General features: G+C 63.8%; 20 protein-coding genes and 2 tRNA genes. 14 read left to right on the top strand and 8 right to left on the bottom strand.

What is annotated here, in order from left to right:
• Nucleotides 1–91: 91 nt before the first annotated feature.
• The 5 genes from C2L65_RS04320 to pncB form a co-directional block, all read right to left on the bottom strand.
• A complete protein-coding gene (locus C2L65_RS04320; protein ID WP_042306856.1) occupies nucleotides 92–1,576 on the bottom strand; it encodes a DNA recombination protein RmuC in 1,485 nt (494 codons plus the stop codon).
• Nucleotides 1,573–2,562, bottom strand: coding sequence for a 2-hydroxyacid dehydrogenase (locus tag C2L65_RS04315; RefSeq protein ID WP_042306854.1), 990 nt, complete (start codon nucleotides 2,560–2,562; stop codon nucleotides 1,573–1,575). The genes C2L65_RS04320 and C2L65_RS04315 overlap by 4 nt, the downstream gene beginning before the upstream one ends.
• A 54-nt stretch (nucleotides 2,563–2,616) precedes the next feature.
• Entirely contained in the window at nucleotides 2,617–4,017 is a 1,401-nt protein-coding gene (locus tag C2L65_RS04310) for a sodium:proton antiporter (protein ID WP_042306852.1), read from the bottom strand.
• A gap of 55 nt (nucleotides 4,018–4,072) precedes the next feature.
• Nucleotides 4,073–4,735, bottom strand: coding sequence for a LutC/YkgG family protein (locus C2L65_RS04305; protein WP_042306954.1), 663 nt, complete (start codon nucleotides 4,733–4,735; stop codon nucleotides 4,073–4,075).
• Between the two features lie 206 nt (nucleotides 4,736–4,941).
• Nucleotides 4,942–6,141 (bottom strand): nicotinate phosphoribosyltransferase, encoded by a 1,200-nt coding sequence (gene pncB / locus C2L65_RS04300; protein WP_042306851.1) that lies wholly within the window; start codon nucleotides 6,139–6,141, stop codon nucleotides 4,942–4,944.
• Between the two features lie 361 nt (nucleotides 6,142–6,502).
• Between pncB and fdxA the strand changes: the two genes are divergently transcribed.
• The 8 genes from fdxA (at nucleotide 6,503) to C2L65_RS04255 (ending at nucleotide 10,960) form a co-directional block, all read left to right on the top strand.
• The gene (gene fdxA / locus C2L65_RS04290) at nucleotides 6,503–6,826 is read left to right on the top strand and encodes a ferredoxin FdxA (protein ID WP_007741795.1); all 324 of its coding nucleotides are present in this window, start codon (nucleotides 6,503–6,505) and stop codon (nucleotides 6,824–6,826) included.
• A 112-nt stretch (nucleotides 6,827–6,938) separates the two neighbouring features.
• Nucleotides 6,939–7,014, top strand: a tRNA-Asn gene (locus C2L65_RS04285).
• A gap of 64 nt (nucleotides 7,015–7,078) precedes the next feature.
• Nucleotides 7,079–7,154, top strand: a tRNA-Asn gene (locus tag C2L65_RS04280).
• 206 nt (nucleotides 7,155–7,360) lie between these two features.
• Nucleotides 7,361–7,861, top strand: coding sequence for a CreA family protein (locus tag C2L65_RS04275; RefSeq protein WP_042306849.1), 501 nt, complete (start codon nucleotides 7,361–7,363; stop codon nucleotides 7,859–7,861).
• Between the two features lie 76 nt (nucleotides 7,862–7,937).
• Nucleotides 7,938–8,765: an AraC family transcriptional regulator gene (locus tag C2L65_RS04270; RefSeq protein ID WP_042306847.1), complete on the top strand. Its 828-nt coding sequence runs from the start codon at nucleotides 7,938–7,940 to the stop codon at nucleotides 8,763–8,765.
• Between the two features lie 207 nt (nucleotides 8,766–8,972).
• Nucleotides 8,973–9,644 carry an AzlC family ABC transporter permease gene (locus tag C2L65_RS04265; RefSeq protein ID WP_233446496.1) on the top strand — a complete coding sequence of 224 codons (672 nt, stop codon included), beginning with the start codon at nucleotides 8,973–8,975 and terminating at the stop codon, nucleotides 9,642–9,644.
• Nucleotides 9,641–9,964 (top strand): AzlD domain-containing protein, encoded by a 324-nt coding sequence (locus tag C2L65_RS04260; RefSeq protein WP_042306845.1) that lies wholly within the window; start codon nucleotides 9,641–9,643, stop codon nucleotides 9,962–9,964. Before C2L65_RS04265 ends, C2L65_RS04260 begins: the two co-directional genes overlap by 4 nt.
• A 231-nt stretch (nucleotides 9,965–10,195) precedes the next feature.
• Nucleotides 10,196–10,960, top strand: a complete 765-nt coding sequence (locus tag C2L65_RS04255) for a DUF4088 family protein (RefSeq protein ID WP_035990141.1) — start codon at nucleotides 10,196–10,198, stop codon at nucleotides 10,958–10,960.
• 54 nt (nucleotides 10,961–11,014) lie between these two features.
• Here C2L65_RS04255 and C2L65_RS04250 read toward each other — a convergent pair whose 3' ends face one another.
• The 3 genes from C2L65_RS04250 to C2L65_RS04240 form a co-directional block, all read right to left on the bottom strand.
• Nucleotides 11,015–13,261: an ATP-dependent helicase gene (locus tag C2L65_RS04250; RefSeq protein WP_042306951.1), complete on the bottom strand. Its 2,247-nt coding sequence runs from the start codon at nucleotides 13,259–13,261 to the stop codon at nucleotides 11,015–11,017.
• A 122-nt stretch (nucleotides 13,262–13,383) separates the two neighbouring features.
• Nucleotides 13,384–13,650 (bottom strand): hypothetical protein, encoded by a 267-nt coding sequence (locus C2L65_RS04245; protein WP_042306843.1) that lies wholly within the window; start codon nucleotides 13,648–13,650, stop codon nucleotides 13,384–13,386.
• An 80-nt stretch (nucleotides 13,651–13,730) separates the two neighbouring features.
• Entirely contained in the window at nucleotides 13,731–14,177 is a 447-nt protein-coding gene (locus C2L65_RS04240) for a hypothetical protein (protein WP_042306842.1), read from the bottom strand.
• On the opposite strand from C2L65_RS04240, the gene C2L65_RS45375 reads away from it, so the two are divergent.
• The 6 genes from C2L65_RS45375 (at nucleotide 14,176) to fumC (ending at nucleotide 21,599) form a co-directional block, all read left to right on the top strand.
• Nucleotides 14,176–14,370, top strand: coding sequence for a hypothetical protein (locus C2L65_RS45375; RefSeq protein WP_156132280.1), 195 nt, complete (start codon nucleotides 14,176–14,178; stop codon nucleotides 14,368–14,370). The genes C2L65_RS04240 and C2L65_RS45375 overlap by 2 nt on opposite strands.
• A gap of 126 nt (nucleotides 14,371–14,496) precedes the next feature.
• Nucleotides 14,497–14,715, top strand: coding sequence for an RNA-binding S4 domain-containing protein (locus C2L65_RS04235; protein ID WP_012400207.1), 219 nt, complete (start codon nucleotides 14,497–14,499; stop codon nucleotides 14,713–14,715).
• Nucleotides 14,716–14,932: 217 nt separating this feature from the next.
• On the top strand, nucleotides 14,933–16,336 hold the full coding sequence (locus tag C2L65_RS04230) for an MATE family efflux transporter (RefSeq protein WP_042306839.1): 1,404 nt from the start codon (nucleotides 14,933–14,935) through the stop codon (nucleotides 16,334–16,336).
• 866 nt (nucleotides 16,337–17,202) lie between these two features.
• Nucleotides 17,203–18,162, top strand: coding sequence for a ketopantoate/pantoate/pantothenate transporter PanS (gene panS / locus C2L65_RS04225; RefSeq protein WP_042306835.1), 960 nt, complete (start codon nucleotides 17,203–17,205; stop codon nucleotides 18,160–18,162).
• 241 nt (nucleotides 18,163–18,403) lie between these two features.
• Nucleotides 18,404–20,092, top strand: a complete 1,689-nt coding sequence (locus C2L65_RS04220) for a phospholipase D family protein (RefSeq protein WP_042306833.1) — start codon at nucleotides 18,404–18,406, stop codon at nucleotides 20,090–20,092.
• A gap of 106 nt (nucleotides 20,093–20,198) precedes the next feature.
• Nucleotides 20,199–21,599 (top strand): class II fumarate hydratase, encoded by a 1,401-nt coding sequence (gene fumC, locus C2L65_RS04215; protein WP_042306831.1) that lies wholly within the window; start codon nucleotides 20,199–20,201, stop codon nucleotides 21,597–21,599.
• Nucleotides 21,600–21,611 lie beyond the last annotated feature (12 nt).

Below are 21,611 nucleotides of genomic sequence, written 5' to 3'. Positions count from 1 at the left end.
GCAGCTTCGCTTCCATTCGAGGTTCGAAGCTGCCCTGCTGGCTGGCGAGACGCTTAACCATCGCGGTCAAGCGTTACCAGCCTTCCCTGCATCAAGACTCTTCCGCATCGACTCCGGACAGCGAGTCCCCGAGCAAGCCCGCCGCCCGTTCTTCGGGCAACGCCTCGACGTCGCGCAGCTTTTTGTTCATCTGACGCGTACGCACTTCCGCTGCCTCGATCGAACGCGTGACGGTTTCGAGTTGCGACTTGGTCTTCGCCAGCACGTCGCCGAATTTGCCGAACTCCGTTTTCACCGCGCCCAGCACCTGCCACACTTCGCTCGAACGCTTTTCGATGGCGAGCGTGCGGAAACCCATCTGCAAACTGTTGAGCAAGGCCGTCAACGTCGTCGGCCCGGCAATCGTCACGCGATAGTCGCGCTGCAGAAGATCCGTGAGACCCGGACGACGCAGAATCTCGGCGTACAAGCCTTCCGTCGGCAGGAACAGCAGCGCGAAGTCCGTGGTATGCGGCGGCGACACGTACTTTTCCGCAATCGTCTTCGCTTCCGCGCGAATCCGCCCTTCGAGCGCGCGCGACGCGTCTTCGACTGCGACTGGGTCGGCACGCTCCTGCGCTTCGATCAGACGTTCATAGTCTTCACGCGGAAATTTCGCATCGATGGGCAGCCATACGGGCGTTGCGGCCGCATCGGGAGTCGGCTGACGTCCCGGCAGCTTGATCGCGAACTCGACGCGATCGTTGCTCTTCGGAATCGTCGCAACGTTCTTCGCGTACTGATCGGACGTCAGCACCTGTTCAAGCAACGCTTCGAGCTGTACTTCGCCCCATGTGCCGCGCGTCTTAACGTTCGTCAGAACCTTCTTCAAATCTCCGACACCGGCGGCCAAAGTCTGCATTTCGCCGAGACCGCGATGCACCTGCTCGAGACGATCGGACACGAGCTTGAACGATTCGCCAAGCCGCTGTTCGAGTGTCGCGTGCAGTTTTTCGTCGACGGTGCGACGCATTTCTTCGAGCTTCGTCGAGTTGTTCGCCTCGATGTCTTTCAGCCGCTGCTCGATGGTCGCGCGCACTTCCGCGAAGCGCCGGTCGTTTGCCTCCGTCACCTGCGCCAGTTGCTGCTGCAACGTTTCGCCGAAACGCTTCAGCGTGATGCCCTGTTCGTCGCGCGCCTGTTGCGCCTGCTGTTGCAGACTGTGGCGCACGGCGTCGAGCTGTTGCGTATTCGTATCCGTCAGCTTGACGAGTTGCTGCGCAAAGCCGTCGATCTTGGCGGCCTGCACGGTCGTCATGCTCGTGAACTGCGAAGCGAGCGTCTGCTGGAACTGCGAGAAACCGCCGCTCAGTTCTGTGCGGGACACGCGCGCCGTTTCCGAGATTTCGCCGCGTAGCTCGCGTTCGAGCCGCTCGTACTCGCGCGTCTGCGCAAGCGCCGCGGCATCGAGGCGCTCGCCCAGTTCGTCGAATTGCATCTGTTGTTGCGCGACGCTGTTGCCGCGCATCAGCATGAACAGCGCAATCACCAGCGCAACGGCCAGTACGGCAACGGCCGCGATTAAAACCATCGTCATGAACGCGCCTTCCCGATCACATCAGGGTTGATAGGGTTCGGCGGACGCCCGGCGCGCGGACCCTCGCCCAAGCCAGCGATCAGATTGTCGGCGGCGAGATTCGCCATCGCGCGGCGCGTCGCTTCCGTCGCGCTCGCGATATGCGGCGTCAGCACGACATTCGGCACGGTGAGCAGCGCCGGGTTGAGCTTCGGCTCGCCCTCGAACACGTCGAGGCCCGCCGCGGCGATACGCTTCTCGCGCAAAGCCTCGGCAAGCGCCGCGTCGTCGACGATGCCGCCGCGCGCGATATTCGTCAGCGTCGCCGTCGGCTTCATCAGCGCGAGTTCGGCGGTGCCGATGGTGTGATGGTTCTCAGCCGTGTACGGCAGCACGAGCACGACGTGATCGGCACGACGCAGCAAGTCCTGCTTCGACGCGTACTCCGCGTTCAGCTCGGCCTCGATCTCCGGCGCGACGCGCGAGCGGTTGTGATAGATCACGTTCATGTTGAAGCCGCGCGCGCGACGCGCGAGCGCCTGCCCGATGCGGCCCATGCCGATCACGCCGAGCGTCGAGCCATACAGGTCCGAGCCGAGAAAGCCGTCGTACGACCACTTTTCCCATTTGCCCGCCCGCAGCCAGTGCTCCGATTCCGCGATGCGGCGCGCAGCCGCCATCATCAGCGCCCAGCCGAAATCCGCCGTCGATTCGTTGAGCACGTCGGGCGTGTTCGTGCCGAGCACGTTCGCCGCGTTGAACGCCGCCATGTCGAAGTTGTTGTAACCGACTGCCATGTTCGACACCACGCGCAGGCGCGGCGCGGCGGACAGCACGGACGCGTCGATCGCGTCGCCAGCCGTCAGCGCACCATCCTTGTCGGCGAGGCGGCGCTTGAGTTCGTCGGCGGGCAGCACGTCGCCGTTGTGCCAGTCCACTTCGAAATGCTGCTTGAGGCGCTCGATCACATCCGGAAAGATGGGACGCGCAACCAGAACCTTTTGCATTGCCATTCTCCGAGTATCAGGCCGTAGCGCACCCCTTTCGGCGCGCGCACGGCATCAAAAGAAAATCAACGATGTCGCGATGAACAACGGTATCAGCACGACGCCCGACCACGCGAGATACCCGAAAAAACTCGGCATCTTCACGCCGCGCGATTCGGCGATCGCCTTGACCATGAAATTCGGCGCGTTGCCGATGTAGCTGTTCGCGCCCATGAACACTGCGCCCGCCGAAATGGCTGCGAGCGTCGATGCGCCCGTGGTCGTCAACGTCTGCGCGTCGCCGCCCGCGAGGTTGAAGAACACGAGGTACGTGGGAGCATTATCGAGGAACGACGACAACAGCCCCGTCGCCCAGAAATACATCTCGTCGCGCGGCTGGCCGGCCGCGTCGTTGACGAGATGCACGATGCCGCTGAACGCCCCCGCCTCGCCCGCGCGCAACATCATGATGACAGGCGCGATCGTCACGAAGATTCCCGCGAACAGTTTCGCGACCTCTTCGATGGGCGCCCAGTTGAACGCGTTGCCCTCGCGCGCGGCGCGCGGCGTAATAGCGAGCGACAGCAGCGTCACCGCGATCAGCCCCGCGTCCCGCACGACATTCTGCAGTTCGACGTGCGTGCCCGCCACATCGAACGTGATGCCGGGTTTCCAGATGCCGCTCATCAGCACCAGCGCGATCACCGCCGCAAGTAGCACGAAGTTGATCTTGCCGACGACGCCAACGGCAAGCGTATCAGGCGACGGATCGACAGGAAGCGTTTCTTCGCGATGCCGGAAATAGTACGTATCGAGTGCGTAGAAAACGGCGAGGAGCACGATGCAGATGAACAGCATCGGCAGCGCGAGATGCACGGTCGTCCAGAAGAAGCCGACGCCATTCAGGAAACCGAGGAACAGCGGCGGATCGCCGAGCGGCGACAGCGAACCGCCCGCGTTCGCGACCAGGAAGATAAAAAACACGACGACATGCACAACGTGCCTACGGTTGTCGTTCGCGCGCAAGAGAGGCCGGATCAGCAGCATCGCCGCGCCCGTGGTGCCCATGATGCTCGCGAGCGCCGTGCCGAGCGCGAGCAGCGCCGTATTCAGGCGCGGCGAGCCGCGCAGATTGCCCGTCACGCAGATACCGCCCGCGACGGTATAGAGCACCGTCAGCAACACGATGAACGGCACATACTCTTCGAGCAGCGCATGAATCAGCGTGCCGAACGCTATCGATGCGCCGAACGCGAAAGCGAACGGCACGAGGAACACGACGGCCCACCCAGCAGAAATCTTGCCGAAGTGGTGATGCCAAAGCTTGGGCGCGACAAGTGGGAACACGGCAATCGACAGCAGGACGCCCGCGAACGGCACGCCCCACCAGGCAGAAAGCGAAGCGCCGTCGAGACTCGCGGCCGATGCTGCAAGCGGCCAGCATGACAGCACGAACAACAACGCGACGCCGCCCATTTGAGAACATGCGCGAGAACACGCACGCTCAACACGTCCCTGCAACGACACAGCGTTACGCGCCACGCACGACGATCGCATGCACGCGATAAGGACCGTGCGCGCCCAGCACGATGGTTTGTTCGATATCGCCCGTACGCGACGGGCCTGAGACGAAGTTGACGGCGCGCGGCAGTTCGCCGCGTTCGCTGCGGATCAGGTTGAACGCTTCCTCATGACCGGCGACGATGCGCGAGGCCGGCACGATCGCGATATGCGTCTCCGGTAGCAAGCCCGCCGACGCATACGTCTCTGGCCCGGACAGCAGCACCAGCGTGCCCGTTTCAGCCGTCGCGCAGAAGCAGCCCGTGATGCCGACGCGGTCTTCGTCGCGCGGCTTGCGAAACTCGACGTCGATGCCTGAGCCGCCCCAAGGCAGCGCTTCGAGCGTCTGCCATGCGATGGCCTGAGTCGGAAGATTCAGTTCGGAAAGGTAACGGTGCGCGGCAGCGGGCGCGTCGGCAAGCGACTCGACGGTATCGACCGTGGTCGCCATCTTCTTTGCCTGCTCGATGAAATGCGCGACGAGATCGGCCGGCATGGGCGGACGCGGACCTTGCGGACGGCTTGCGACATACGCCTGCGCCGCCTCGCGTTCGGACGCGGCCGGCTCGGGCTCGCGCCCTTGCCCCGCGCGGATGCGCGCCAGGATGTTGCGGCGGGCCGTCGATGTATCCATGTGCAATATCCTCGTGCCGGTGGTCGTGCTGAACGTGGGACATACGCGTGCGAAATGCGCCTGCTCATTGCGCACATTGACGGTCGAATTATACCGGCCGCCCTTCATGCCAACACCTGGCCGAACGGCATATAGCGGCACTTGTGCGAAGCGCCGACAATGCCCTCACATGCTCTCCGGCTGCAACACCAAAGCGTGGCCGCGCGTCACTTGCCCGCGGCTTCTTCCTCAGGCTGATTGATGCCGAACACCTGGCGCAGATACGCAAGGTACGCCTTGTCTTCGCACATGTTCTTGCCCGGCGAATCGGACAGCTTCGCGACGGGCTGGCCATTGCACTTGACCATCTTGATGACGATCTGCAGCGGGTTGTAGCCGAGGTCGTTCGTGAGGTTCGTGCCGACGCCGAACGCGAGCTTGCAGCGGCCCCGGAAGCGCTCGTACAGCTGCAGCACCTTCGGGATGTCGAGCGCGTCGGAGAAAACGAGCACTTTCGTGCGCGGGTCGCAGCGGTTCGCTTCGTAGTGCGCGAGAAGACGTTCGCCCCAGTCGAACGGGTCGCCGGAATCATGGCGCGCGCCGTCGAAGAGCTTGCAGAAGTACATGTCGAAATCACGGAGAAATGCCTGCATGCCATACACGTCCGACAACGCAATGCCCAGGTCGCCGCGATATTCCTTCGCCCACATTTCGAAGCCGAAGATCTGCGAGTCGCGCAGACGCGGGCCGAGCGCCTGGCACGCCTGCAGGTATTCGTGCGCCATCGTGCCGAGAGGCGTCAGGCCATGCTTCATCGCGTAGAACACGTTGCTCGTGCCCGTGAACTGGTCGCGCAGGCCGTCCTTGAGCGTGAGGATCACCTCTTCGTGCCAGCGTCCGGAGAAGCGGCGACGCGTGCCGTAGTCGGCGATCTTGCAGTCGGCGAACTCGGGGCGCGCACCGAGCAGCTGGATCTTGTCGCGCAGGCGCTCGCGTCCTTCGCTGTAATCGGGCTGCTGCTGCGTGTTGCGGAAATACACTTCGTTGACGATGGCAAGCACGGGGATTTCGAACAGGATCGTGTGCAGCCACGGCCCCTTGATGTCGATTTCGATCTCCCCGTTGCCCTTCGCCGAAGGCGTGATCGAGATGTACTTTTCGTTCAGATGGAAGAGCGCGAGGAAGTCGATGAAGTCGCCCTTGATGAAGCGCATCCGGCGCAGATAGTCGAGATCGCCTTCGCTGAAGCGCAGCTTGCAGAGCTTATGCACTTCGCTGCGAATCTCGTCGATGTACGGCACGAGGTTGACGTTCGGCGTGCGGCAGCGGAACTTGTATTCGACGTTGGCAGCCGGGAAATAATGCAGCACCACCTGCATCATCGTGAACTTGTACAGGTCAGTGTCGAGCAGCGAAGAAATGATCATGATCTTGCAAACCGGGACTGCATGAAATCGGAAGACGTCAGGCCTCGTGCGCCCTCGCCCTTTCGTGTTCGCCGTGTGCGCCATGTTCACCTGTGCGCTTCGGGCTTCGCGCAGAACCGCTCAACACGGGTCCCGCGAAGATGCTGTCGCATGTTACCCGAATGCGCGCCGGCGGTTGTTTGAATGCGTCAAGGCCGGCGGGCGCCCGCGGCGCAAACTGCTCGCCATAAACTAATCACCAAACGATATAAAAGGCTTGGGACGATGGCGTATGCACTACTTGACGTTACGCTACAATACCGCTTTTGGCGTCTCGCCATCCCCCATTACCTAAAAGATATCGTTTGCAGGAGTTGCCTGAATGACTCACGTTGTGACCGAAAGCTGCATCAAGTGCCGCTATACCGACTGCGTCGATGTGTGCCCGGTGGACTGCTTTCGCGAAGGTCCCAACTTCCTCGCGATCGACCCGGATGAATGTATCGACTGCGCGGTGTGCGTTGCGGAATGCCCGGTGAACGCCATCTACGCCGAGGAAGACGTGCCCGGCGACCAGCAGCACTTCACGGAGCTCAACGCCGAGCTCGCGAAGGCATGGCCGAGCATCACCAAGACCAAGGCGCCGCTGGCCGAAGCCGACGAATTCAAGGACGTGAAGGAAAAACTGGCGCTGCTCGAGCGTTGAGCGCTGCAAGCTGTCGCCCAGGCGCGAATCAGTCGAATTAAATTGAGATGATTCGAGGGTATTGACAGCTTCTGCAACACCTCCTACAATTCCGCTTCTCTGCTTTTGTTGTTCCCCGATAGCTCAGTCGGTAGAGCGCCGGACTGTTAATCCGTAGGTCCCTGGTTCGAGCCCAGGTCGGGGAGCCAAAGAATTGCAAGAGCCCGTTAACCAAAGCGGGCTTTTTTATGTAGCGACAAGTTGTATTGCTGTTCCCCGATAGCTCAGTCGGTAGAGCGCCGGACTGTTAATCCGTAGGTCCCTGGTTCGAGCCCAGGTCGGGGAGCCAAAATTCGAAGGCCCGCATTCGTGCGGGCCTTTTCTTTTTCTGCCGTCGCTTATCGGTACGCGGGTTCATCGACCGTCGACCGAAGAGAAGCGCCGCAAGCGTATCGCACGTTGGCAGCCGGCGCTGGCAACCAGGTTACGATGGCGTTCTGACTGGCAACCGTCTGCCCGTCCTGTTCTTCAAACGCCCATTCTTCCGGTCACCTGATGAAACTCGCCCTGCCCTGTGCGCACAACGTGCGCGCCGCCGCCTTCCTCGCCGCTTCGGCAGCGCTCGCCTGCGCGCCGCTCGCGCAGGCCGAGGAAGTCGCCAGCGTCAACACGAACTTTCATATCACCGGCTCGGATCGCGTGGTCGTCGAAGCGTACGACGATCCCGCCGTGCAGGGCGTCACCTGCTACGTATCGCGGGCGCGCACGGGCGGCATCAAGGGTACGCTCGGGATCGCCGAAGATCCGACCGAGGCGTCGATCGCGTGCCGCCAGGTCGCGGCCATCAAGATTCCCGAGCCGCTGCGCCAGCAGTCCGACGTATTCACGGAACGGATGTCGCTGATCTTCAAGACGCTGCACGTGGTACGCGTCGTCGATTCGAAGCGCAATACGCTCGTGTACCTGACCTACAGCGATCGCGTCGCGACGGGCAGCGCGAAGAACAGCGTCACGGCCGTGCCGATGCCCGCCGGCACGACGATTCCCGTTCGCTGAACGCGCTTCTGAGCAGGCCGAGGCAAACAAGCCGAACAAGGCGCGCTAAACTGACAGGTCCACCCGGACTTCGCTCATGACTTCGACCCGCTTCCGCGATAACGCCCGTTACTGGCGCACGCCGCTTCTGCCCGGCGCGGATCTGCTCACGGCCGAATATCACGATCACGAGTTCACGCCGCACTGGCACGACGCGTACACGATTCCCGTGATCGAGGCGGGCGCGGAAACGTACCGGTATCAGGGTTCGCGCCACGTCGCCGAGGCAGGCAGCGTGCCCATCATCAATCCCGGCGAAGTGCATACCGGCTCGCGCGCCATGGACGAAGGCTGGCGCTACCGCGTGATGTACGCGCCCGTCGATTTCATTCACGCGCTCGCCGAAGACATCGCGGGTCGCGCGCAGCCGCTGCCGTGGTTCGACGCCGACGTGATCCGCGATCCCGACCTTGCCGTGCGGCTGTCGCGCGCGCATCAGCTGCTGGAGGCGAACGGCGATCCGCTCGTCGCGGAAACGGCGATGCTCGACGCGCTGTCGACGCTGCTCGTGCGCTACGGCCGCACGCGTCCCGACACGCCGCAACTCGCCACCGACGACACCCGCGTCATCACGATGAAAGAGCAACTGGCCGGCGATCTGGCCGCGCCGCTCAAGCTTGCGGATCTCGCCGATACCGTCGGCCTGTCGCAGTTTCACGCGGCGCGGCTCTTCACGCGCGCGACGGGATTGCCGCCGCACGCGTGGCGCAATCAGGTCCGTCTGCAGCGCTCGCTCGCGCCGTTGCGCGCGGGCGCATCAGTGGCCGATGTGGCGGCGGCAGGCGGGTTCACCGATCAAAGCCACTTCACGCGGCATTTCCGGCGCATGTTCGGCGTGCCGCCGGGGCGCTGGCAATCGGCCTGAACCGGCCGCGCGCGTGAGCACGCAGCACCGGGCCGGCGCCGCCGCAATCTCCCCGCATCAATAAAGCCCAAGGCGCAAGAACGTACAAGCCGCGGCGCCCTTCGCCCGGCTATCCTCGGCCTCATCGAGGAGAAAAGATTGACCCACCCTGCACAACCCGTTCACCGCCTCAAGGAACTCACGGCCGGCGCACGCGATACGCTCCCAATGATCATCGGCGCCTCGCCGTTCGGTGTGATCTACGGCACGCTCGTCGCGTCCGGTCCGCTGCACCTGTGGCACGGCCAGCTGATGTCGCTGGTCGTGTTTGCCGGATCGGCCCAATTCATCGCGCTCGGCCTGATTGCGGGCCACGCGAGCTATGCCGTCATCTGGGCGACGACTTTCGTCGTCAATGTCCGTCACGTGCTCTACAGCGCGACGCTCGCGCCGTACGTATCGCACCTGCCGTCGCGCTGGCGCTGGGCGCTCGGCGGCCTGCTCACCGACGAAGTGTTCGCCGTCGCATGGGCGCACTACCGGCTGCATCCGCCGGGTTCCGTCGGGCCTTACTACTTTTTGGGCTCGGGCCTGTCGATGTACCTCAACTGGCAGGTCTGGACGCTGATCGGCCTGCTGTTCGGCGCGGCCTTCCCCGGCCTGCAATCGCTGGGGCTCGATTTCGCGATGGCCGCGACCTTCATCGCGATCGTGGTGCCGCAACTCGTCGCCGTGCGCTATCTGGCGGCCGCGGCCACGGCCGGCGCGCTGGCGTTCTTCTGGCAAGGCTGGCCGTACAAGCTCGGCCTGCTGGGCGCCGTGTTCGTCGGCGTAACGGTCGGCGTGCTGCTGTCCTTGCCGGCGTTCCAGCGCACCCGCGCAGCGGAGGCATCGCGATGAACTACGTGGCCCTGATTCTCGGCATGGCCGTCATCACGTGGCTGATCCGTGCCGCGGTGTTCGTACTCGGCGACCGCATCGTGTTTCCTCCGCTCGTGCGTACCGCACTTGGCTTCGTGCCCGTCACCGTGCTGACGGCGATCATCGTGCCGATGACCGTGTCGCCGCACGGCACGGACGCCGAACTCACGTGGCACAACCCGCAACTCGTCGGCGCGCTAGCCGCCGTTGCCGTCAGCGCCCTCACGCGCCGGCCGCTGCTCACCATCGCCGTCGGCCTCGCCGTGTTCTTCCTCTGGCAAGGCGTCGTGCTGAAGTAACGCCGGGCCCATGCCCTCGCGCGCCGTTCGACCGGACGGCGCGCCGCCCTCAAGTTCCCTTTCAATCCGCCGATAAACACTCGTGGTCCGTGAACCCGGCAGCGTCTATCGACGGCATGCCGGCAAGCCGGACAGAACCGCGCCGGATATCGGTGCCGCCAGCGCACGGGGATGCACGGCACGAGGCGAATGCCTCGACGGTGTCGCGCGGTCGACGAAACGGGATAAGACATGGGTCAGATTACCCTTAACATCAAGGACGAAACGCTCGCATCCTTGCGAAAGGATTTCGAGGCGTTCGTGCGGGTCTCAGTGAAACTGGACCCTCAGTTCGCGACGCCGTCGTTCGAGGATTTTCTGCGTGCAAAGCTCCTCGACAACATGGTGCCGCTGACGGAGCACGCCGTGCAGCGGATGCTGCAGGGCGGCCAGTACGCATGGGCGAAGCGCACGCTGGACAAGGAGTTTCCGGACGTCGTCGCGATTCTGATGAAGCAGGCGAACGAGTTCGGCTTCGGCTTTGCCGCGCGCACGGAATGGACGCCTGAGGAACTCGCGAAGCAGAGCCGCGAGTGGGCCGCGGCGATCGTCAAGGAAGCGGAAGGCGCGCCTTCGCTGGTGGACCCGCTCGCCGCGCAGATCAAGTCGGCGGCGCAGGATATCCAGACGCTCGAAGAAGTCATGCAGACGCCCGCGTGGCGTCTGGCGGAATCGTTGCGTCAGCGTGTGTACGAGGCAAAGGTCGCGTGCGAAACCAGCGTGGGCAGCGCCGCGCGCGAAAAGCTCGGCGAATTGCGCGGCCTGTTGCGCCTGGGCATTTCGCACGGCTCGTTCCAGAAGCAGGAAGCGCAGCAGATCATGGAATATCTGCGGCTCCTGAAACCGGAGATTTTTGTCGAAGAGCCGTATGACGTGTTCACACGGCTCGCCGCCTGGCTGCGCAACTTTTTCATGCCGCCGCCGCGCCCGCAACAGCAGCAACGGCAGTCGCGCTAGACCTCGTCCCGCGACACAGCGCGTCGAACCGGACGCCGACACATCGCGGCAAGCTCAGTCCCACATTTTTCTGAGCTTCGCCGCGATTTCTATTTTGGCTTGCGCGGCAGCGGCCAGCCCCGCCCGCGTCGGTGCCGACACGACGGGCGCGGGCGGCCACGCATGCGAATCGAACAGCGGCAGCAGATGCGCCGGAATGAAGCGTGTGCGCGATGCCCACACGTGCCGGTCGGCGAGATGCGTCTGGTTGTGTACGTAGAACCGCTGCGGCATCACGATATGCAGGTCCTCTTTCGCGCGCGTCATCGCCACGTATAGCAGTCGCCGCTCCTCGTCGATTTCCTCCTCGCTGCCCGTGCCGAGATCGGACGGAATGCAGCCGTCGACGCCATTGAGCACGAACACGTTGCGCCACTCCTGCCCTTTCGCCGAATGGATCGTCGACAGGATCAGATAGTCTTCGTCGATCAGCGGAACACCGGATTCGTCGCTAGTCGCGTCGGGCGGATCGAGCGTCAGCTCCGTCAGGAAGCGCTCGCGCGACGCGTACGTGCCCGCGATGCTCTCCATTTGCGCAAGATCGGCCTGGCGAATCGACGCGTCCTCGTGATTGCGCTCGAGATGCGGCTCATACCAGCGCCGCACCATTTCGAACTCGGCCGGCCAGGGCGTCTGCCGTCCGCATGCGGACGCCATCATCGCCACGAACGGATGCCAGTCTTCGAGCGCGCGCGCCGGCGGCGCGAAGGCGGCGAGCGCATGCGCCGTGCAGCCCGCAACTGCATGCGCGGCATCCGGCGCGCCGCCTGACTGCAGAGCGTCGGCCCGCGCGGCGATGTCGTCGAGCACGCGCGCGGCCGTCGCGGGCCCGACGCCCGGCAGCAACTGCACAACGCGAAAACCCGCGACGCGATCACGCGGATTCTCCGCCCAGCGCAGCACGGCTAGCACGTCCTTCACATGGACGGAATCAAGAAACTTCAGGCCGCCGAACTTCACGAACGGAATATTGCGCCGCGTCAGCTCGATTTCGAGCGCGGCGCTGTGATGCGCGGCGCGGAACAGCACCGCCTGCGCCTTCAGCTTCATGCCCGCCTCGCGCGCGGCGAGCACCTGCTCGACAATGTAGCGCGCCTGGTCCGCGTCGTCGGCGACGGTGACGAGATGCGGGCGTTGTGCTGACGCCTTGTCGGTCCACAGGTTCTTCGTGTAACGCTCGGACGCAAGGCCGATCACCGCGTTCGAAGCTTCGAGGATCGGCTGCGTCGAGCGGTAGTTGCGCTCCAGTGTGACCTGCTTCGCGGGCGGATCGAAATGCGCCGGGAAATCGAGAATGTTGCGCACGGTCGCGCCGCGAAACGAATAGATCGACTGCGCGTCGTCGCCGACCACGGTCAGGCCGCGCCCGTCGGGCTTCAGCGCGAGCAGGATCGACGCCTGCAGACGGTTGGTGTCCTGGTATTCGTCGACGAGCACATGATCGAAACGGCCGGAGAGATCAGCGGCAATGGCGGGCTCGGCCGCCATGTGCGACCAGTAGAGCAGCAAGTCGTCGTAGTCGAGCACGCTTTGCTTCTGCTTCGCGCCGACATAGGCGGCAAACAGCATGCGCAGATCGGCTTCCCATTCACGGCACCACGGGAACGCGCTGTTGAGCACGTCGGCCAGCGACGCGCCCGTATTCACGACGCGCGAGTAGATCGCGAAACACGCCGATTTCGACGGAAAGCGCTTTTCCTTCGCGGACAAGCCGAGTTCGTGACGCACGATATTCATCAGGTCGGCGGAATCTTCGCGGTCGTTGATCGTGAAGGTCGGCGCGAGGCCGATCAGATCCGCGTACTCGCGCAACAGGCGTGCGCCGACGCCGTGGAACGTGCCCGACCACGTCAGTCCCTGCGCAAGCGCCGCGCGCGTGCCGAGTGCCGCGCCCGCGATGCGCGTGACACGCCGGGTCATTTCGACCGCGGCGCGGCGCGAAAACGTCAGCAGCAGGATGCGGCGCGGATCGACGCCCTTGACGACCAGATTCGCGACGCGGTGCGCGAGCGTGTTCGTCTTGCCGGAGCCCGCGCCCGCAATGACCAGCAGCGCGCCGGACGGATGCGCGACGTCGTCGGCGCCGTATTCGACGGCTTCGCGCTGGGCGTCGTTGAGCTTCGCGAGCCAGTCGGTCGTGGCGGCGGTGGCCGCCGCTGCGGGCGAATCCGTCGCGGCAGAGGATGACGAGGACGGAGAATCGGCGACGGAAAGCACGATTGGCGGGTCGGATAGTGAGGGCGACGCATACTGTATATCCATACAACCCGCGACGACAAGCGCCCCATTTTTCATGCGCTCGCCGCAAACAAAAAGCCCGGCGCGAGGCCGGGCTTCGCCAGGCGGCGTGAACCCGCCGCCCAGCATGTGTAGCAAAGAACTGCCTACTGCGATTTAGCGTCCTTCACCTTCGCGTCAGCGTTCGCCTTGTCGGCATCGGCCTGCGCGTCGGCCTTCTTCTTGTCGGCCTTCGCCTGCGCGACATCCGCCTTCTTGTTGGCCTTCGCCTGTTCCTTGGCAGCCTTGTTATCGGCATGCGTCATCGGCTCGGTGGCGGGATCATGAGTCGTCTGCGCGACCGCTAGCGTCGTCATGCTGCCTGCGATCAGGGCGGCGCACAGTGCGCCCACCATCTTGCTAGTCTTTTTCATCTCGTCCTCCCTCTTTCCAACCTCAAAAGCTTGCAGGCGGTCACAGCGCCTGTTGCATCACAGGCGCCGGAAACCGCTCATCAGTTATGCGCTTCGCCCGATGCCGCCGCGCCTGTCGGCTGGCCCTGCATCTCGGCCTTCAGTTCGTTCGACGCAGCCGCCTTGTCGGCCTTCTTGTTGATCTTCGCGTTGCTGACCTGGTCCTTGTAGGCAGCCTTCGCGGCCTTCTGCTGATCCTTCATCTGCTGCTTCGACATCTTTTTCTGCGCGCTGTACTCGGCGTTCGCCTGAGCGTCCGCGTTGCGTTTCTGGACGAGCGGGTCGGTCGAGCCGGGTGCGGCAAGGTTCTGCGGCGCGGGCGTCGGCATCTGGACGCCTTGGGCGGCGGGTGCGGCGGCGGGCGCCTGCTGGACCTGAGCTTGGGTGGACAGGTCCGCGGAAGGCTGGGCCGCCGTCTGGGCGAATGCGGCAGTCGACGCCATCGCAGTGAGGGCGGTACCGATCAGGAGCGTACGGAGCTGGGTCATGGCAATCCTCTCTGAAGTTTGTCGATATCGGCACGCGGGCGGTTCGGTCGGCGTGAATCGGCCGATGCCGTGCCTGCGTTTTCAGCCTGCCGAAAAAATTCAGCAGGCCATTCCACAGACCGGGCTTTTGCGAGTGAAGTTCGCCATGAAAGACGTCTGTTACTCAACGTTTCATTTCCTGACAACTGAATAACATCTGCTTGCAAATGCTCCGGCGCGTAGCCATTCACTCGCACCCGGACGTCGGGCGCCGCGCGATGGCTTATCATGCGAGTCGCTTTTCAACGACCCTGCCGACCACCTGTCGATCGCAACTGCCATGCCCAACCTCGATTTCACCCTGACCGGCGACTACGTCGAACTCCACAATCTGCTGAAGATTACGGGCCTTGCGGACAGCGGGGGATCGGCGAAAGTGATCGTTGCGTCGGGTGCCGTGACCGTCGACGGCCAGGTCGAAACGCGCAAAACGTGCAAAATCCGCGCGGGCCAGGTCGTGCTGCTCGGCGACACGCGGATCGCCGTTCACGAGGGCTGACGGTCGACAGAGCCGCCCGGACGGTGCCGCAAGGCCGCGAGATATGCGGCTGGCATCAGTCAACGGAATTCCCGCCGCCGCAAACCCGCACCAAAAATGTGCCTGTTCATCGACAGCGCCGCGTTCCCGCAATAAGCTGTCCGTCTGGACAGAAAAACAAACGGCGCGCGGCGCACTTGCCGAGCGTGTCGCCCTTTCGCGCAACAGCGCTTCGAACATGAATCCAACCGGAATGTCCCGCGCGCTCAGCGGGCCGCCCACTCTTTCGCGTCACGCCGCCGACACGGCGCGTCTCGCCGCGCCGCTTGCCATCGCGCAGCTGTCGCAGATGGCGATGAGCGTCACCGACACCGTGCTGCTCGGTTCACTCGGCCCCGACGCGCTCGCGGCGGGCGGCCTCGGTGCGAACCTGTTCTTCGTCGTCGTGACGCTGTTGCAAGGCGTCTTGACGTCCGTCAGCGTGAGCGTGTCGCATGCGCGAGGCGCGCAGGCCGAAGATCGCGTACCGCATATCTACTGGACGGGCTTTTTGCTGTCGTTGTTGCTGGCCGTGCCGGCGTTCGTGCTGCTGTCGTTCGCGGCGCCCATCATGATGGCGTTCGGCGAGCCGGCGCTGCTCGCGCACAATGTCGGCGAATACTGCGCGGTGCTGCGCTGGGGCGCGCCTGCCAGCCTGATCGGGATTGGCCTGATGCGCTCGTTCCTGCCGGCGATCGGCGCAGCGCGACGGCTGCTGTGGGTGTCGATTGGCGGCGTATTCGTCAATGGGTTCCTGAACTATGGGTTGATCCATGGCGCGTACGGCTTGCCGCGAATCGGGTTCCTCGGGTCGGCCGTCGCGACGACGATCACCGTCTGGCTCACGGCGCTCACGCTGATGGGTCTGTTGCATCTGCGGCCGCGCTTCCGGCATTTCGTCACGGCCACTCGGCCGAACGTGCCGCTGATGGGCGAGTTGTTCGGGATCGGTTGGCCGGTGGCGATCACGTATGGCGTCGAATCGATGCTGTTTCTTGCCACGGGGCTGATGGTTGGACTGCTTGGCGAATCGCAGCTGGCGGCGCATCAGATCGCGTTGAATGTGGCATCGGTGGCGTTTATGGTGCCGCTTGCGATTGGTCAGGCGGCGAACGTGCGCGTCGGGTTCTGGTCAGGTGCGGGGCAGCCGCTGGCCGCGCGGCATGCGGGGTTCGTTGCGCTGGGGCTGGGGGTCGGGTTTATGTGTCTGTCGGGGCTGTTTTTGATTACGGCGCCGCGGTTCATTGTCGGGCTCTATTTGCATCTCGATGATCCCGCTAATGCGCCGACTGTGGCGCTGGCCAGTTCGTTGCTGGGCGTGGCGGCGATTTTTCAGATTGTCGATGGAATGCAGACGGTTGGGTCTGGGTGCTTGCGTGGGCTGAAGGACACGCGGGTTCCGATGATTGCGGCTGCATTCGGGTATTGGGGGATTGGGTTTCCGACTGGCTATACGCTCGCGTTTCATTTTGGGCTCGGAGCCCGGGGGTTATGGTGGGGGCTCGCTGCTGGGCTCGCGAGTGTCGCTGTGTTGATGACGTTGCGGTTTCATCGCAAGAGTTTGCGGAGTGTGGGGGTGGGCGGCGTTGCCGCAGGGGAGTGATTATTTTGGCTTCGCGGCGCGGGTGGTTTGGTTTGGTTTGGTTTGGTTTGGTTTGCGCTGGCATCCGCGATTTGTTATCTAGCTTCACGCGTCGCCCCTGTGCGGGGCGGCACCTACTTTTCTTTGCCGCCGCAAAGAAAAGTAGGCAAAAGAAAGCGGCTCACACCGCCAGTGCTAGTGTTTGCCTGAGGGCCCTCAAAGGCTCTTACGCTTCACACGGCAATCACGTGACCCATGTTCGTTGCCAGCGCTCTTGCGGTGCGCCTCACCCGCTTCACGCACCCACGTTGCATCATGCCGTGCCAGGTAGTCCACCGCCGCCCAAGTGGCAAACTGTGTGTCGGCCCCTTGTGCTCCACACGCCTCACTTCGGACCGATAGCGCGCGCGTTCCACCCTGTAAGAGCGCCAGGCTATACGAAGCGACAACCTACACACAGTTTGCCACCTGGGCGCCACATACCATTCGCTGTCGCTGGCCCGAGTACGGGTATTCGAAGCGGGTGAGGCGTTCATTCGAAGCGTTGGCAACGCACGTGAGCAAGGGCGTTGCCGTGTGAAGCGTAAGACCCTTTGGGGGCCCTCAGGCAAAAACTAGAACTGGCGGTGTGAGCCGCTTTCTTTTGCCTACTTTTCTTTGCGGCGGCAAAGAAAAGTAGGTGCCGCCCCGCACAGGGGCGACGCTTGAAGCACGCTAACAAATCGCGGATGCCAGCGAAAACACAAGCAAAACAAACCAGCCGCGCCACGAAGGCAAAACGCGGACGCCACCGCAAAAGCAAAAAAACCAAACCAAAAACACCCCGACCGCGACAGGTAAAATGCCCGCCGCATCCAGGCGAAAAACAAACCCCAAGGACCACATCAATGCTTGCCCGCATCACCCGTCTTTTCCCGCTGTGGGCCGTACTGGCCTCGGTAACCGCGTACTTCTCGCCCTCCTCCGTTACGGGCATCGCCCCCCACGTCACCACGCTCCTCACGATCATCATGCTGTCGATGGGCGTCACGCTGTCCATCAGCGATTTCCGCCGCGTCTTCACGCGCCCCGCGCCCGTCGTCGCGGGCATCGTGCTGCATTACCTCGTGATGCCACTAGCCGCGTGGGTGATAGCAAAAGCGCTGCACATGCCGCCCGACCTCACAGCGGGCATGGTGCTGGTAGGCAGCGTCGCAAGCGGCACAGCATCGAACGTGATGATCTATCTCGCGCGCGGCGACGTCGCGCTGTCCGTCACGATCAGCGCACTGTCGACCCTCGTCGGCGTGTTCGCGACGCCGCTGCTCACGCGGCTATACGTCGACGCCTCGATCGCCGTCGACGTGCATGGCATGCTGATGAGCATCCTGCAAATCGTCGCGCTGCCGATCGTCATCGGCCTCGTCGTCAATCATCTTGCCGGCAAGCTCGTGCGCAACATCGAACCCGTGCTGCCGCTCGTTTCGATGGTATCGATCCTGCTGATCATCGCGGCCGTGGTCGGCGGCACGCAGAAGAGCATTGCGTCCGTCGGGCTCGTCGTCGCGCTGGGCGTGGTGCTGCACAACGGCATCGGCCTGCTCGGCGGCTATTGGGGCGGACGTCTGCTCGGCTTCGACGAGGCCGTCTGCCGCACGCTCGCGATCGAAGTCGGCATGCAGAACTCCGGCCTCGCCGCGACACTCGGCAAGCTCTACTTCACGCCGATTGCCGCGCTGCCGGGTGCGCTGTTCTCCGTGTGGCACAACCTGTCGGGCTCGATGCTCGCAGGCTACTGGGCCGGCCGCCCGGCCAAAGGCTCGACCGCCGATCAGGACGCAAACGCGCTGGCCCGCGAACGCGTCTAAAGCCTGCCTATCGCTTCCCTTTCCGTTTCTTCCTGACACGCGGGCGCGCTTTCACGCCGCGCCGCGTGTCACGGCCGCATTTCCCCGCCAGAAGCCGTCCCCGCTCATCGAATCCAGGCACGCGCGTTGCAGAGCCAGATTGCGTCACTATCCGACCCGCATTAACGATTGCCCGTAGAATGGTCCGGTCGATGGACGACGCCACGACGACCATCCGTGCCGCTCAAGTGGAGGAACAAGCGTGTCGGCTCATAACACGAACGGCGCCACCGCATCGCAGCATCAGCATGAACAACGCAGCACCCGCATCTCGCGTCACGCGCCAGGCCCAATGTTGATGCGCGCGTTCGCGCTCATCGTGTCGGCGATGCTGCTGGCGGCATGCGCGACGCGCCCCCCTGCCACCGCGTTCGACCGCCCCGTCACGCACGCGCTCCCCGCCACCGACACCACGCCGCTCGCCACCGCGCTCGCCGCGCCCGAACGCGCACATCCGGACCAGTCGGGCTTTCGCGTGCTGTCGGACGGCACGGAAGCGCTGCAGATGCGCATCGCGCTCGCGCGCGCGGCGACGAAGACGCTCGACATGCAGTACTACATCGCCGAGGAAGACACGACGGGCAAGCTGCTGCTCGCGTCCGCCCTGTACGCGGCGGATCACGGTGTGCGCGTACGCATGCTGGTCGACGATCTGAACTTCAAGGACATCGACCGCGTGATGGCCGCGCTGAACTCGCACGACAAGATCGAGATCCGCGTGTTCAACCCGTTCGGCAGTTCGGAAACGAGCTTCTATCAGCGCAGCCAGAACTTCTTCACGAAGATCGGCGCGTTCACGCGTCGCATGCACAACAAGGCGATGATCGCGGATAACCAGATCGCGATCGTCGGCGGCCGCAATCTCGGCGACGAATACTTCAGCGCGAGCCCGACGCTGCAGTTCCGCGATATCGACGTGCTCGCGGCTGGCCCGATCACTTCCGACATTTCCGCAAGCTTCGACGCGTACTGGAACGACAGCAACGCGTACCCTTTGCGTGCATTGAACAAGCAGAAGTTCGATCCGCACGAACTCGACGACATGCGCGACGAACTGCGCGCGCACTGGCGCAAGAACGCCGACCCGTACAACGCGAAGCCGCTGAACGCGACGCCGCTCGCCACGCAGATCGCGAATGACGGACTCGGGCTCGTATGGGCGAGCGCCGAGTTCAAGGTCGATTCGCCCGAAAAAATGAAGCTGCCCGCCGATCAGTACAAGAGTCCGCCGATGCAGCGGCTCGTCGAACTGATGCACGGCGCACAGCAGGAATTCCTCATCACGTCGCCCTATTTCGTGCCGCACCAGGCGGGCGTCGATGCGCTCGGCCAGCTGGTGAAGCGCAGCGTGGCCGTCAAGGTGCTGACCAATTCGCTCGCCGCGACGGACGCCGTCGCCGTGCAGGCGGGCTACAGCCCGTACCGCGTGCCGCTGCTCGAACGCGGCGTGCAGTTGTACGAATTCAAGCCCACGCCCGGCGACGCGGCGCCGAGGGCCGGCCTGTTCGGCTCGCAATCGAAAGCGAGTCTGCACGCGAAAACCTATGTGATCGACCGCAAGACGCTCGTGATCGGCTCGATGAATCTCGATCCGCGCTCCGCGCATCTGAACACGGAGCTTGCGCTCGTGATCCACAGCGCGCCGCTCGCCGACCAGGTCGCCCAGCTCTTCGACAAGGCGACGGCGCCCGCCGTCAGCTATCACGTGACGCTCGCGACGCCGGCCGAGCTGGCTGTGCTGAGCTACTCGGCCACGCCGCAGTCGAAGCTCGTCTGGACCGACGAGGAAAACGGCCAGCTGCGCCACTACAACCTCGATCCCGGCGCGGGCTTTTACCGTAACGCGCTGACGGGTCTATTCTTGTTGCTGCCAGTCGACGAGCAGTTATAACGGCGCAGTCTCACGTTCAGACAGATTGCAGAAAGATTGCAAGCTGCGTGCAGAGTGCGCCACTTTCCCGGAAGCCTTCCGATCACCTAGTCAAGCGGAGTAGAACATGACCGAAGATGTACGCATGGAACGCGATACGTTCGGCGAAATCGCCGTGCCGAACGCGAAATTGTGGGGGGCGCAAACGCAGCGTTCGCTGCAGAACTTCAAGATCTCGACGGAAAAGCAGTCGCCCGAACTGGTCACCGCGCTCGCCATCATCAAGCGCGCCGCCGCCGAAGTGAACCTGAGTCTCGGCGTGCTCGACGCGACCAAGGCGAAGGCGATCATGGCCGCCGCCGACGAGATCATCGAAGGCAAGCATCCCGACGAATTTCCGCTCGCGGTCTGGCAGACGGGCTCCGGCACGCAGACCAACATGAACCTCAACGAGGTGATCGCCAACCGTGCGAGCGAGCTGATGGGCGGCGAGCGCGGCGAAGCGCGCCTCGTGCATCCGAACGACGACGTGAATCGCGGGCAATCGTCGAACGACGTGTTCCCGACGGCCATGCACGTGGCGGCTGCCGTCGGCATCGTCAAGCATCTGCAGCCGGCGCTGAAGGCGCTGCGCGAGACGCTCGATAAAAAGTCGAAGGCATTCGCCGATATCGTGAAGATCGGCCGCACGCACTTGCAGGACGCGACGCCGCTCACGCTCGGCCAGGAATTCTCCGGCTATGTCGCGCAGCTCGATCACGGCGCGAAGCATGTCGAATCGGCGCTGGCGCATCTGTATGAACTGGCGCAAGGTGGCACGGCCGTCGGCACGGGGCTCAACGCGCATCCGAAGTTCGCCGACGAAGTGGCCGCTGCGATCGGCCGTCTGACGGGCCTGCCCTTCGTGTCCGCGCCGAACAAGTTCGAAGTGATGGCAGCCGCCGACGCGCTGGTGTTCGCGCACGGCGCGTTGAAAACGCTCGCGGCGAGCATGATGAAGATCGCCAACGACGTCCGCTGGCTGGCGAGCGGTCCGCGCTGCGGCCTCGGCGAGCTGTCGATTCCCGAAAACGAGCCGGGCAGCTCGATCATGCCGGGCAAGGTGAACCCGACGCAATCCGAAGCGGTGACGATGCTGTGCTGCCAGGTGTTCGGCAACGACGTGGCCGTCAACATCGGTGGCGCGAGCGGCAACTTCGAATTGAACGTGTTCCGCCCGATGATCGCGCACAACGTGCTGCAGTCGGTGCGCCTGCTCGCCGACGGCATGCACAGCTTCAACGACAACTGCGCAGTCGGCATCGAGCCGAACCGCGAGCGCGTCGATCAGCTGCTCAATGAATCGCTGATGCTCGTGACGGCGCTCAATCCGCACATCGGCTACGACAAGGCCGCGAAGATCGCCAAGAAGGCGCACAAGGAAGGCACGACGCTGAAGGCCTCGGCGCTGGCGCTCGGCTATGTGACGGAACAGCAGTTCGACGAATGGGTGCGTCCGCACGACATGGTCGGCAACGCGAAGCCCTAAAACCCTTCCCTC

Source organism: Paraburkholderia terrae, assembly GCF_002902925.1.
In the GTDB taxonomy this organism is placed as follows: Bacteria; Pseudomonadota; Gammaproteobacteria; order Burkholderiales; family Burkholderiaceae; genus Paraburkholderia; species Paraburkholderia terrae.
Note: the sequence above shows the minus strand (reverse complement) of the source record. Positions and strands in the feature narration are given on the sequence as shown.